At 60.4% G+C, this 13,503-nt stretch carries 9 protein-coding genes; all 9 read left to right on the forward strand.

All coding sequences use genetic code 11. The features are described from left to right. The first annotated feature begins 144 nt into the window (after positions 1–144). The 9 genes from ACXPUX_RS06470 to ade all read left to right on the forward strand — a co-directional run bounded on the left by ACXPUX_RS06470 (position 145) and on the right by ade (position 13,425). Entirely contained in the window at positions 145–1,197 is a 1,053-nt protein-coding gene (locus ACXPUX_RS06470; RefSeq protein WP_458830899.1) for an ABC transporter substrate-binding protein, read from the forward strand. Positions 1,198–1,330: 133 nt separating this feature from the next. Continuing rightward, positions 1,331–2,815, forward strand: a complete 1,485-nt coding sequence (locus ACXPUX_RS06475) for a C69 family dipeptidase (protein WP_458830901.1) — start codon at positions 1,331–1,333, stop codon at positions 2,813–2,815. A 284-nt stretch (positions 2,816–3,099) separates the two neighbouring features. Continuing rightward, entirely contained in the window at positions 3,100–3,855 is a 756-nt protein-coding gene (locus tag ACXPUX_RS06480) for a DeoR/GlpR family DNA-binding transcription regulator (protein WP_458830903.1), read from the forward strand. Further along, a complete protein-coding gene (gene pfkB / locus ACXPUX_RS06485; RefSeq protein ID WP_249240513.1) occupies positions 3,852–4,757 on the forward strand; it encodes a 1-phosphofructokinase in 906 nt (301 codons plus the stop codon). Before ACXPUX_RS06480 ends, pfkB begins: the two co-directional genes overlap by 4 nt. A gap of 29 nt (positions 4,758–4,786) precedes the next feature. Next, the gene (locus ACXPUX_RS06490) at positions 4,787–6,715 is read left to right on the forward strand and encodes a PTS fructose transporter subunit IIABC (protein WP_458830905.1); all 1,929 of its coding nucleotides are present in this window, start codon (positions 4,787–4,789) and stop codon (positions 6,713–6,715) included. Between the two features lie 214 nt (positions 6,716–6,929). Further along, positions 6,930–8,426, forward strand: a complete 1,497-nt coding sequence (locus ACXPUX_RS06495) for an MFS transporter (RefSeq protein WP_458830907.1) — start codon at positions 6,930–6,932, stop codon at positions 8,424–8,426. 179 nt (positions 8,427–8,605) lie between these two features. Further along, complete coding sequence (locus tag ACXPUX_RS06500) at positions 8,606–10,099, forward strand: DUF1846 domain-containing protein (protein WP_458830909.1); 1,494 nt, start codon at positions 8,606–8,608, stop codon at positions 10,097–10,099. Between the two features lie 147 nt (positions 10,100–10,246). After that, complete coding sequence (locus ACXPUX_RS06505; protein WP_458830911.1) at positions 10,247–11,617, forward strand: sodium-dependent transporter; 1,371 nt, start codon at positions 10,247–10,249, stop codon at positions 11,615–11,617. Positions 11,618–11,685: 68 nt separating this feature from the next. Next, positions 11,686–13,425: an adenine deaminase gene (ade, locus tag ACXPUX_RS06510; protein ID WP_458830913.1), complete on the forward strand. Its 1,740-nt coding sequence runs from the start codon at positions 11,686–11,688 to the stop codon at positions 13,423–13,425. Positions 13,426–13,503: the final 78 nt, after the last annotated feature.

The raw sequence follows: 13,503 nt of genomic DNA on the forward strand, positions 1-13,503 counted from the left end.
ATTGCGTTGCACACGCAACGGTATTTTTACCCCTATTATAGTAAACTGGAACGCGCAAAGCAAATGATTTTGCAAAATTTTTCAAAAAAAGACCGGTTTCCGCTTCCCGTACCGGGGCGTGCCGGGTGTGAAAAGGAGTATATCATGAAAAAGATCCTGTCCTTACTGCTGGCGTTCAGCCTTGCACTGAGCCTTGCAGCCTGCGGCGGCAGCGCAAGCTCTGCCGCTTCTAGCACGGCGGTATCCGAGACTGCTTCCTCTGCGGCTGCTTCTGAGGAAGAGTCCGCAGCGCCGCTGTCCGCTACCGAGCCGCTGCGCATCGCGGGCCTGAAGGGCCCCACCACCATGGGACTTGTCAACCTGCTCTCGATGGAGCAGGCCGGCACCGCTGCCATGGACTATGATTTGCAGCTTTACGGCGCTGCGGATGAGATCGTGCCGCTGCTCATCAAGGGCGAGCTGGACATGGCCGCCATCCCGGCTAATCTGGCGGCGACCCTGTACCAGAAAACGAACGGCGGCATTCAGGCTGTGGCAGTGAACACCTTGGGCGTTTTGTATGTGGTGGAGCAGGGCGATACCGTCCACAGCATGGCTGACCTCAAGGGCCGCACCATCTTGTCCACCGGCAAGGGCACTACCCCGGAGTATGTGCTGCGCTATCTGCTTACCGCCAACGGCATTGACCCGGACAAGGATGTGGACATCCAGTATTACAGCGAGGCCACCGAGGTGACCGCCCAGATGGCCAGCATGCAGGACGCCATTGCCGTGCTGCCCCAGCCCTATGTGACTGCTGCCGGGCTGAAGGACGACACCCTGCGGGTAGCCCTTGACCTGACCGCCGAGTGGGACAAGGTGGCAGACACCCAGCTGATCACCGGTGTGACCGTGGTGCGCAAGGCCTACGCCGAGGAGCACCCGGACGTGGTAGCCGCCTTTCTGGCAGACTACGCCCAGAGCGTGAACGCCGCCAACACCGATCTGGACGGCACCGCCGCCCTGTGCGAGGAGCAGGGGGTGGTGGCAAAAGCCGCCATTGCCAAAAAAGCGTTGCCCAATTGCAACATCGTCTGCCTGACCGGCGAGGAACTGAAGGCCGACGTCTCCGGTTACCTGCAGGTGCTCTACAATGCCGACCCTGCCGCCGTGGGCGGCATGCTGCCCGGCGAGGACTTCTACTGGGCAGCCCAGTAACAGCCTGAAAAAAGCATTCCATCTCCCGCCGCTCTGCCGTGGTACGCAGCGCGGCGGTTTTTGTTTCCCGGTTGCAATTCTGCTGAAAAAGTTCTACAATAGAGTCACATTATAGAATATGGAGGGAAAACCTATGGCTTGCACTACCATTCTGGTCGGCAAGGCAGCATCGTACGATGGCTCTACCATGATCGCCCGCAACGATGACTCCGGCTCCGGCCATTTCACCGCTAAAAAATTCACCGTGATCCACCCGGAGGATCTGCCCAAGACCTACCGCAGCGTCCTCTCCCATGTGGAGATCCCTCTGCCGGAGGGCGCGCTGCGGTTTACCGCCATGCCCAACGCCGTGGAGGGCAAGGGCATCTGGGCAGCTTCTGGCGTCAACGCCGCTAACGTGGGCATGACCGCTACCGAGACCATCACCTCCAATCCCCGCGTACTGGGCGCAGACCCGCTGGTGGAGTACCAGCCCGCCAAGGGCGAAAAGCCCGAGGTGCCCGGCGGCATCGGCGAGGAGGATATCGTCTATCTGGTGCTGCCCTATATCCACTCTGCCCGTGAGGGCGTGCTGCGTCTGGGCAGCCTGCTGGAGCAGTACGGTACTTACGAGATGAACGGCATCGCCTTTCAGGACGTGAACGAGATCTGGTGGCTGGAGACCATCGGCGGTCACCACTGGATCGCCCGCCGCGTGCCGGACGATGTGTATGTGGTCATGCCCAACCAGCTGGGCATCGATACTTTTGATCTGGAAGATGCCTTCGGCGCACAGGAAAACTACCTCTGCTCTGCCGATCTGCGTGAATTTATTGCAAAGAACCACCTCGACCTCTCTTTGGACGGCGCGCTGAACCCCCGGGACGCCTTTGGCAGCCACGATGACGCCGACCACGTTTACAACACCCCCCGCGCATGGTATATGCTGCGCTACCTCAACCCCCGCACATGGGTGTGGGAGGGTGGCGACGCCGACTACACCCCCATGTCCGATGACCTGCCGTGGTGCATGGTGCCGGAGCGCAAGGTGACCCCGGAGGATATCAAGTATATGCTGTCCAGCCACTATCAGGGCACCCCCTACGACCCCTACCTGAGCTACGGCGACAAGTCCGCAAAGGGCGCGTACCGCTCCATCGGTATCAACCGCAACGACTTTATGGCGCTGCTGCAGATGCGTCCCGACCAGCCGGAGGAATCCCGCGCTGTGGAGTGGGTGGCCTATGCTTCTAATGCCTTCAACACCATGGTGCCCTTCTACGCCAACGTGGAGCGTACCCCGGAGTATCTGGCAAACACCACCGGCACCGTGTCCACCGATAACTTCTACTGGACCAGCCGCCTCATCGCCGCCATGGCAGATGCTTCCTATAACAAGTCCCTGTTCCATCTTGAGCGCTACGAGGAGGCCGTGCTCTCCGCCGGCCGCGCACTGGTGAACCAGTACGATGCAAAGCTTGCCGCCGAGCCGGACGCCGCAAGCCGCGCCGACCTGCGGGAGGAAGCCAACACTGCCATCGCCGCCATGCTGCAGGAGAAGGCTGCTGACACGCTGGACAAGGTGCTGTTTGAGCTGAGCAGCCAGATGAAGAACGCCTACTCTCGTTCGGATGCCTGATTGAAACCAGCCTGAGCACCAAAACCGGTCACAACCGGTCATATAAACGCAAAAAAGACCACCGCATACACAAGTGCGGTGGTCTTTTTTGGTGGAAAAACACTCTTGTATCCCACATATTGGCAACAGTGCACAAAAATAGAGGATATTTTTTGTGAACGAAAATGACTGAATTTGATTGATTTTGACAAGATTTTTGCTATAATAAAGATGCAAACAACCAAAACACGCCAAGACCGTGCAGAAACGGTCAGGTGTGGGAAGGAAAGAAGGGAAAAGACACCATGCTGGCAGAGGAACGTTTTGCACTGATCCTAGAACAGCTGAACGAGCAGCGCACCGTGACGGTGCAGCAGCTGTGCGAGGCGCTGCACACCAGCGAATCCACCATCCGGCGTGACCTGACCGAGCTGGACCGGCAGGGCAGGCTGACCAAGGTGCACGGGGGGGCCACCCTGCCGGACAGCCGCTTTCTGGCAGACGAGCCCACCATGGAAGCAAAAGAGACGCTGGCTGTGGCAGAAAAGCGCAGCATTGCCGCAGCCGCCGCAGCGCTCATCACCGCAGAGGATTTTGTGTTCATTGATGCAGGCACCACCACGCTGGAGCTGGTGCGGGCGCTGACGGGTGCGGCGCTCAAAGCGACTTATGTGACCAACGGTGTGGCGCACGCCCGGATGCTGGCGCAAAAGGGCTGCCGGGTGTATCTGCCCGGCGGGCTGCTGCGCCCCCAGACCGAAGCCATCGTAGGCGCACCGGCAGTCAGCAGCATCCAGCAATATAACTTTACCAAAGCATTCATGGGTGCCAACGGCGTGGCGCTGGAAGCGGGCTTTACCACTCCGGACCCCGAGGAAGCAGCCGTAAAGGCCGCAGCCGTCCACCGCGCAAGGGAAAGCTGGTTCCTTGTGGACGATGCCAAGTTTGCAAAAATTTACCCGGCGGTCATCACGGATCTGCACAGCGGTGCCATCCTGACCAACCGCTGCCCGAACCCGAAATATAAGCAGCATACCTTTGTAAAGGAGGCAGAAGTATGATCTACACCGTTACCTTTAACCCGGCCATCGACTACGTTGTGCGCCTGGACGCACCGCTGGAGGTGGGCGCAGTGAACCGCGCCCAAGGTGAGGACTGCGTGCTGGGCGGCAAGGGCATCAACGTGTCCGGCGTGCTGGCGCAGCTGGGCTGCGAGAGCGTGGCGCTGGGCTTTGTGGCCGGTGAGACCGGCGCATGGCTGGAGCGCGGTCTGGCCGCACAGGGGCTGAAAACCGACTTTGTGCATCTGGAAAACGGCATGACCCGTATCAATGTCAAGATCAAAGCCGGGCAGGAGACCGAGCTGAACGGCGCTGGCCCTGCCATCCCGGAAAGCGCTTTGCAGCAGCTGGAAGCCCAGCTGGACAAGCTGACCGAGGGCGACATCCTCATTCTGGCGGGCAGCATCCCGGCAAGCCTGCCGCAGAGCGTCTACGAGCGGCTGCTGGCACGGCTGCAGGGCAGGGGCGTGCGCGCGGTGGTGGACGCCACCCGCGACCTGCTGGTGAACGTGCTGCCCTACCACCCCTTCCTCATCAAGCCCAACAACCATGAGCTGGGCGAGATCGTGGGCAAGGTGCTGACCAGTGACGCCGAGATCGTGGCTGCTGCCCGTACTTTACAGGAAAAGGGTGCCCGCAACGTGCTGGTGAGCATGGCAGGGGACGGTGCGCTGCTGCTGGACGAGCAGGGACAGGTGCACCGCATCGGCTGCCCCAAGGGCAAGGTGGTCAACAGCGTGGGCGCAGGCGACAGCATGGTGGCCGGTTTTGTGGCTGGGTATCTGCAAAGCCGCAGCTACGCGCAGGCACTGCGTCTGGGCACCGCCTGCGGCAGCGCCACGGCTTTCAGCCTTGGGCTTGCCACAAAGGAGAAAATCGACGAGCTGCTGGCGCAGCTTTGATAGGATAAAAGATCAAAGGAGGAACGTTTATGCGCATCACCGAGTTATTTACCGCACAGTCCATTGCGCTGGACGAGGCGCTGCAAACGCAGGAGCAGATCCTGAGCCGACTGGTGGAATTGCAGGCCACCCATGGCAACATCACCGACAAGGAGACCTACAAAAAGGCACTCTATGCCCGCGAGGCCGAGGGCTCTACCTATGTGGACAACGGCATCACCGTGCCCCACGCCAAGACCAATGTGGTCACCCGTCCCAGTCTGGCCGCCCTGCGGCTGAGCACCCCGGTGCAGTACAACGCCGAGGATGACGGCACCACCGACCTGCTGTTTGCCATTGCTGCACCGGAAAACGGCAGTCTGCACGTGGATATGCTGGCCCGCATGATGCAGATGCTGATGAACGAGGACTTTGTGGAAAAGCTTAAAGCCGCCAAGAGCCCCAAGGAGTTCTTGGAGTGCATCGATGCGCAGGAGGAAGCACAGTTCGGCGCAGAGAGCTTTACCCAGCAGGCCATCCCGCAGGACGGCTACCGCATTCTGGCTGTGACCGCCTGCGTCAACGGCATCGCCCACACCTATATGGCCGCCGAGGCGCTGACCAAGGCCGGTGACAAGCTGGGACTGCCCACCAAGGTGGAGACCAATGGCTCGGACGGCGCAAAGAATATCCTGACCCGCGCCGAGATCGCTGCCTGTGACGGCATCATCGTGGCAGCAGAGAAAAAGGTGGATACCGCCCGCTTCGACGGCAAGCCGGTGCTGTTCACCCGGGTGGATGACGGCATCCACAAACCGGAGGAGCTCATCAAGAAGATCGCCCACGGCGAGGTGCCTGTGTTCCACGCCGAGGGCGGCGCAGCAGCCGAGGACGACACCGCAGGTAAGGACAGCTTCGGCCGCAGCCTGTACAAGAACCTGATGAACGGCGTTTCCCACATGCTGCCCTTCGTGGTGGGCGGCGGCATCATGATCGCGCTGGCCTTCCTGCTGGATGATTACAGCATCAACCCCGCAAACTTTGGCATGAACACCCCCGTTGCCGCCTTCTTCAAGACGGTGGGCGGCGCAGCCTTCGGCTATATGCTGCCCATTCTGGCAGGCTTCATCGCCATGTCCATCGCCGACCGTCCGGGTCTGGCTGTAGGCTTTGCCGGCGGCGTGCTGGCCATGAACGGCACCAACTTCACCGACCTTGCCGCAGGCAGCACCACCGGCATCTCCGGCGGCTTCCTTGCAGCGCTGCTGGCCGGTTTTGCAGCGGGCTACATCGTGCAGTTCCTTAAAAAGATCACCGAAAAGCTGCCCGCCAGCCTGAACGGTATCCGGCCCATGCTCATCTACCCGCTGGGCGGCATTCTCATCGTAGGTGCGATGATGTGCGCTGTGAACCCGGTGATGGGCATGATCAACACCGCCATGACCGACTGGCTGAACGCACTGGGCGGCAGCTCCAAGGTGCTGCTGGGCGCTATCGTGGCCGGTATGATGAGCGTGGATATGGGCGGCCCGGTCAACAAGGCAGCCTACGTCTTTGGCACTGCCGCCCTTGCCTCCGGCAACTACGAGGTGATGGCCGCCGTCATGGTGGGCGGCATGGTTCCTCCCATCGCCATCGCCCTGTCCACCACCTTCTGCCCCCGCAAGTGGACGCCGGACGAGCGCCGTAACGGCATCGTGAACTACGTCATGGGTCTGTGCTTCGTGTCTGAGGGTGCTATCCCCTACGCAGCAGCCGACCCGCTGCGCGTTCTGCCCAGCTGCGTGATCGGCTCTGCGGTCGCCGGTGCGCTCTCCATGACCTTCGGCTGCGCACTGCGCGCACCCCACGGCGGCATCTTCGTGTTCCCGGTGGTGGACCACGCCGTGCTGTACTGCGTGGCGCTGGCTGTGGGCAGTGTGCTGGGCGCAGTGATCCTGAGCCTTGTCAAAAAGACCCAGCCCGCCGAGGCAAAGTAACAAGCCATTCTCTTCTCCATACGGATAGTTCTTCATAAGAGCAAAGGGGACTGCCGCACACTGCGGCGGTCCCTTTTGTGTTTTCCGACCGTCTGCGGTAAAAAGATGTTTTTTGCACCGGACAGTTCCCCGGCAGTGGAAAATGTGTTATCATAGGAACGATAAGAATGTGTAAGACCCCGCACTTGCGGGGAGAAAGGAAACGATCTGTTCCATGCGCAGACAAAGCTTCTGGAACCACCGGTTCACCCGCACCCGGATCAAAAGCGAGAAGGTCCAGCTGCCGGAGATGCTCTTCGGCTATATTTTGGGCCCCATGGGTGCTTCCATCTCAGGCAGTATTTTCGGCAGCATCCTGCAAAGCTACTTTACCGATGTGCTCCGGCTGGATCTGCGGTTTCTCAGCCGGCTGCAGCTGGTGTCCACGGTGCTCATCGTGGCGGCAAACCTTCTGGTAGGGCAGCTGATCGAGCGCACCCGCGCCACGGCGGGCAAGGCAAGGCCGTGGCTGCTGCTTTCGGTGTTTACCTTTTCCTCTGCCAGCGTGCTCATGTTCATCGTGCCCTTTCAGGGTATCGCGCGCATGGTGTGGATCGCCGTGGCGTACAACCTGTACTACTCCTTTGCGTCCCCCATTTACAGCACAGCCAGCAGCATCATGCTCTCGGTATCCACCCGGGACAGCCGTCAGCGCGGGCTGTTGGCCTCTATCAATAGCATGGTGGGTCTGGGCGTGATGGGCACTTGCAGCATGGTGTTCCCCATGCTGGTGTCCTTTTTCCTCCGGGAAAATATCCACCGCTGGTTCTTCACCATGCTGGGGGTGGCGGTGTTCACCGGGCTTACCATCTACTTGCAGTTCGCCTTTACCCGCGAGCGCGTTACCGAGGAGCGCCGCATTCTGGAAGGCCTGTACGGGCCGGAAGATGAATTTGAAGCCGCCCGGCAGGCAGAAGCACCCTCGCAGGAGCCTGCACCGGTGCAGCGGGTCTCACTGCGCCGCCAGCTGCGGGCGGTGGCTGCCGACCCCATGTGGTGGCTCATCATGGGTGTATGTGTTTTGTTCCAGTGGAGCGGCTCTTTAAAAAACAGCACCATGACTTACTATTGTAAGTGGGTGGTGGACAACACCTTTTTGGGCAGTGCCGGTGCATGGGGTGCGTCTCAATCCCTGCTGACCATGATGGGGGCGCTGCCCATGGCGCTGGCCTCGGTGCTGCTGGTGCCGCTGACCGACCGGTTCGGCAAGCGCAAGGTGTGCGGGTGGTTTTTGCTGCTGGGCGCTGCGGGCGGCGTCCTCGCGGGGCTGGGGCAGGGCAGACTGGTTCCTGTTGCCATCGGTGTTGCGCTCAAGTGCTTCGGCTCTGCACCTATCTGCTGCCTGCTGCTTGCCATGGTGACCGATGTGGTGAACCATGTGGAGATGCGCAGCGGCATCCGCACGGATGGACTTACCATGTCGGTGTACAGTTCCCAGTCCGTGGCGGGAGGATCGGTGATGAGCGCACTGTTCAACGGGGTGCTGGCGCGCACCGGCTATGACCAGTGCGCCAGCACGGCGCTGGGCACTGCCGCGCAGAACGCCGCCGTGCGCCATGTGATCGCAGGCGGCTATATCTGGGTGGAAACGCTCAGCTATATGGCGGCGGGGCTTCTGCTGCTGGCCTTCTGGAAGGTGGAAAAAGACCTTGCCGCCCGGCAAAAGACCTGACCCAAAACGGCATCTGCAACAAAAAACAGAGCTCTGCACCGCCCAAAACGGCCTATCCTGCCGGAATTGTGCTCTGCGCTTTGTTTTGCATTGCGCCCCACCCCGGGCTGTGGTATACTTATGTTTGTGATTTTTTAGCCCGGGTATGGTGTGCCGGGCCACCAGAGAGGAAACAAACGATGAAAATAGGATTTGACAACGACAAATATCTTTCGATGCAGTCCGAGCATATCCGCGAGCGCATCAAGAAGTTTGACAATAAGCTGTATCTGGAATTCGGCGGCAAGCTGTTCGACGATTACCACGCTTCCCGCGTGCTGCCCGGCTTTCAGCCGGACTCCAAGCTGCAGATGCTTTTGCAGCTCAAGGAGCAGGCCGAGATCGTCATCGTCATCAGCGCCGAGGACATCATCAGCAGCAAGGTGCGCGGCGACTACGGCATCACCTACGATCTGGACGTGCTGCGCCTCATCGACGCTTTTCAGGAGATGGGGCTGTATGTGGGCAGCGTGTGCGTGACCAAGTACACCGCCGCCGCCGAGGTGGAGGCCTTTGAAAAGCGGCTGAACAGTCTGGGCATCCGCACCTTCCGCCACTATAAGATCCCCGGCTACCCCAACGACGTGGCACGCATCGTCAGCGACGAGGGCTACGGCCGCAACGAGTACATTGAGACCGAGCGCCCGCTGGTGGTCATCACCGCGCCCGGCCCCGGCAGCGGAAAAATGGCCGTCTGCCTGTCCCAGCTGTACCATGAATACAAGCGCGGCGTCAAGGCCGGTTACGCCAAGTTCGAGACCTTCCCCATCTGGAACATTCCCCTGAAGCACCCGGTCAATCTGGCCTACGAGGCCGCCACCGCTGACCTGAACGATGTGAACATGATCGACCCCTTCCATCTGGAAGCCTACGGCGTGACCACCGTGAACTACAACCGCGACATCGAGATCTTCCCGGTGGTGAACGCGATGTTCGAGCTGATCGCAGGGCAGAGCCCCTACAAGTCCCCCACGGACATGGGCGTGAACATGGCCGGCAACTGCATCGTGGACGATGCCGTCTGCTGCGAGGCCTCCCGCAAGGAGATCGTGCGCCGGTACTACAAGTGTCTGTGCGAGCAGAAGATCACCGGCACCGCCAAGGAGAGCGAGCGCTACAAGCTGGAGCTGCTGATGAATCAGGCCGGGCTGACCATGGGAGCCCGGGAAGTGGAAAAGCAGGCACATGCCCGCAGCGAGGCCACCGGCGGCGCACCGGCTGCTGCCATTGAGCTGAGCGATGGCACCGTCATCACCGGCAAGACCGGCCCGCTGCTGGGTGCTACCGCAAGCGCCCTGATCAACGCGCTCAAGTATCTGGCGGGCATCCCGCAGGAGACGGATCTGGTCAGCGCCGCTGCCATCGAGCCCATCCAGACCCTCAAGACCAACTATCTGGGCGGCAAGAACCCCCGTCTGCATACCGACGAGATCCTGATCGCCCTGTCCAGCTCTGCTGCTTCCAGCGAGCTTGCCGCAGCAGCCATGCACCAGCTGCCCAACCTCAAGGGCTGTGATGTGCACTCCACCGTGCTGCTTTCCAGCGTGGACAGCAGCACCCTGAACCGTCTGGGCATGTACCTGACCTGCGACCCCGTCTACGAGGAAGAGGACCGCAAGTACCATAAGCTGTAAAAAATAAAAGAGAAACTGGTAAACACCCCGGTCAGCGCCGTCAGGCGCTGACCGGGGTGTTTGTTCTGTTGCTTGCCAGTTGTCCGCAGTTGTGGTACACTTGTTTTGCTTAATTTTTATAGCAGATAGGAAAAGAGGAATAACAACATGGAACAACAACACAAGCGCAGCGCGTTCTCCGGTAAGATCGGGTTCGTGCTGTCGGCCGCAGGCGCTTCGGTGGGTCTGGGCAACATCTGGCGCTTCCCGTATCTGGCAGCCAAATACGGCGGCGGCATTTTCCTGCTGGTATACATTCTGCTGGCAGTTACCTTTGGTTATACCATGATCGTGGCCGAGACCGCGTTGGGCCGTATGACCCACAAAAGCCCGGTCAGCGCCTACGCCCACTTTGGCAAGGGGAAAGGCATCCGGTTCGGCGGCTGGATCAACGCCATTATCCCCATTTTGATCGTGCCGTACTATTCGGTCATCGGCGGCTGGGTCATCCACTATCTGGCGGAGTACCTGTGCGGCCGCGGCGGGAATCTGGCGGCGGACGGCTACTTCTCTGCCTTTATCACCAACGGCTTGCAGGCCGAGCTGGCGTTTCTGCTGTTCAGTCTGTTCACGCTGGGCATTATCTTTGCCGGTGTGCGCAACGGCGTGGAGCGCGTCTCCAAGGTGATGATGCCGGTGCTGGTGGTGCTGTCGCTGGTCATTGCGGGCTACTCGGTCACCCGTCCCGGTGCACTGGCGGGCGTGAAGTATTTTCTGGTGCCCAACCCCAAAAACTTCTCCTGGATGACCGTGGTCACCGCCATGGGGCAGATGTTCTACTCTCTGTCCATCGCCATGGGCATTCTGGTCACCTTCGGCTCTTACATGAAGAAGGACGTCTCCATCGAGGAGTCCACCGAGAATGTGGAGGTGTTCGATACCGCCATTGCAATCATGGCAGGCCTGATGATCATCCCGGCGGTGTTCGCCTTCTCCGGCGGCGACCCGGACACCCTGCAGGCCGGCCCTGCGCTGATGTTCATCACCATCCCCAAGGTGTTTGCCAGCATGGGCCTGGGCACCGCTGTGGGTGTGCTGTTCTTTGTGCTGGTGCTGTTTGCAGCCATTACCAGCTCCATCGCCCTGACCGAGAGCGCCGTCTCCACCTTTGAAGATGAACTGGGCTGGGACCGCACCCGCTCCACCGTGCTCATCGGCGCCATCATGGTGGTGCTGGGCAGCCTGTCGGCACTGGGCTACGGCCCGCTGGCCGGGGTGACTGTGTTCGGGATGCAGTTTTTGGACTTCTTCGACTTTTTGACCAACTCTGTCATGATGCCTATTGCCGCCATTGCCACCTGCCTGCTGGTGTCCCGCGTCATCGGCGTGGAGCGAATCGCGCAGGAGGTGGAGCAGGACGGTCAGCGCTTCCGCCGCAAACCGGTGTTCAATTTTATGATCCGCTGGCTGTGCCCCATTTTTGCAGCCATCATTCTGGCAAGCTCAGTGGCAAACGCCTTTGGCTGGATCGCCATGTAAACCAAAAACAGTATTTCCGACAGCAGAACGCAAGTTTTTAACAGTAAAAGCAGGACAAGGGGGGCCTTATGAAAATGGAAACCTTGAAGCAGCAGATCCTGACAGCAAAGGGTGACGTGCGGGCAGAGCTGGTGCTGAAAAATGCCCGGGTCATCAACGTGTTCACAAACGAGATCGAGCAGGCCGATGTAGCCATCCGTCAAGGCATCATCCTTGGCGTGGGACACTATACCGGCGAGACTGAGCTGGACTTGCAGGGCAAGTATGTCTGCCCGGGGCTTGTGGATGGGCACATCCACATTGAAAGCTCCATGCTCTGCGGCCCGGCCTTTGAACAGGCGGTGCTGCCCCACGGCACTACGGCGGTGGTCACCGACCCGCACGAGATCTCCAATGTAGCCGGTACGGCGGGGCTGGACTTTATGCTGGAGAGCACCAAAGATCTGGCGCTTTCGGTCTACTTTATGCTACCCTCCTGCGTGCCTGCCACCGGGCTGGATGAATCCGGCGCGGTGCTGGAAGCAGAGCAGCTGCGCCCCTACTATCAGCAGCCCCGGGTGCTGGGACTGGCGGAGCTGATGAACTCCTACGGCACAGTGCGCGCGGACGAAAAGATCCTGCAAAAGATCTGCGACTGCACCGCTGCTGGCAAAAAGATCGACGGGCACGCCCCCTTTCTCAGCGGGGAGGAGCTGAACGCCTATATCGCCGCCGGGGTGCAGTCCGACCATGAGTGCTCAGAACTCCATGAGGCCATGGAAAAGCTGCGGCGCGGGCAGTACATCATGGTGCGGGAGGGCACCGCAGCCCAGAACATGGACAGCCTGCTGCCCCTGTTCCGGGAGCCCTATTGCAGCCGTTGTATGCTGGTGACCGACGATAGGCACCCCGGCGACCTGTTGCAGGGCGGGCATATCGACTACATCATCCGCAAGGCCATTGCCGCCGGGGTAGACCCGGTGGTGGCGGTGCGGATGGGCACCCTTGTTCCGTGCCAGTATTTCGGTCTTACGCACAGCGGCGCGGTAGCCCCCGGCTATACCGCCGACCTGATCGTGCTGTCAGATCTGGAACAGTTCACGGTGGAGCAGGTGTATAAAAAGGGCAAGCTGGTGGCGCAGCAGGGCAAAATGCTGCACCCCGCCGCCCTTGTGGTGGACAAAGCACGCTTTGCGCGGGTGTTCGATTCCTTCAACATGGACGAGATCACCCTGGAGCAATTGCAGCTGAAGCAGACCGGCACCCGGCAGCGGGTGATCTGCCTGACCCCGCACGCCCTGCTGACCACCGAAAAGATCGTTCCATTCTGCCAGCACCCGGGCACAGCGCCCGGCGTGGACGTGGCACAAAAGATCGTCAAGCTGGCGGTGTTCGAGCGGCATCACCGCTCCGGTCATGTGGGCTTGGGCTTTTTGGGCAACTACGGCCTGCAATGCGGCGCGGTGGCTTCCAGCATTGCCCACGACTCCCACAACCTCATTGTGGCGGGCACCAACGATGCCGACATGGTGCTGGCGGGCAACACGGTGCGCAAAAATAAAGGCGGCTTAGCCTTTGCACTGAACGGACAGGTAGTAGGGGAGCTGCCGCTGCCGGTGGCAGGGCTTATGAGCACCGAGAGCGCCGAGGCTGTGGAGGAAAAGCTGCAAGCGCTCAAGGCGGCGCTGAAAGCCTACGGCATCTCGGAGGACATCGACGCCTTTATGACCCTTGCCTTCGTCAGCCTGCCGGTCATCCCGAAGCTGCGGCTGAACACCTACGGCATCGTGGATGTGGATGCTCAGCAGATCGTCCCGGCGGTGTTCTGAGAACGCGGCACAGGATTGAATTTGGAAATCATTTTTATCAGCGCAATGCCGGACAGTCTGCGGGCTGTCCGGCATTGT

The organism is Faecalibacterium sp. PGM34 (genome assembly GCF_054456555.1).

What these genes read in the sequence shown, in the direction of transcription:
- ACXPUX_RS06470 (WP_458830899.1), top strand. Translation starts at nt 145, where the DNA reads ATGAAAAAGATCCTGTCCTTACTGCTGGCGTTCAGCCTTGCACTGAGC.
- ACXPUX_RS06475 (WP_458830901.1), top strand. Translation starts at nt 1,331, where the DNA reads ATGGCTTGCACTACCATTCTGGTCGGCAAGGCAGCATCGTACGATGGC.
- ACXPUX_RS06480 (WP_458830903.1), top strand. Translation starts at nt 3,100, where the DNA reads ATGCTGGCAGAGGAACGTTTTGCACTGATCCTAGAACAGCTGAACGAG.
- pfkB (WP_249240513.1), top strand. Translation starts at nt 3,852, where the DNA reads ATGATCTACACCGTTACCTTTAACCCGGCCATCGACTACGTTGTGCGC.
- ACXPUX_RS06490 (WP_458830905.1), top strand. Translation starts at nt 4,787, where the DNA reads ATGCGCATCACCGAGTTATTTACCGCACAGTCCATTGCGCTGGACGAG.
- ACXPUX_RS06495 (WP_458830907.1), top strand. Translation starts at nt 6,930, where the DNA reads ATGCGCAGACAAAGCTTCTGGAACCACCGGTTCACCCGCACCCGGATC.
- ACXPUX_RS06500 (WP_458830909.1), top strand. Translation starts at nt 8,606, where the DNA reads ATGAAAATAGGATTTGACAACGACAAATATCTTTCGATGCAGTCCGAG.
- ACXPUX_RS06505 (WP_458830911.1), top strand. Translation starts at nt 10,247, where the DNA reads ATGGAACAACAACACAAGCGCAGCGCGTTCTCCGGTAAGATCGGGTTC.
- ade (WP_458830913.1), top strand. Translation starts at nt 11,686, where the DNA reads ATGAAAATGGAAACCTTGAAGCAGCAGATCCTGACAGCAAAGGGTGAC.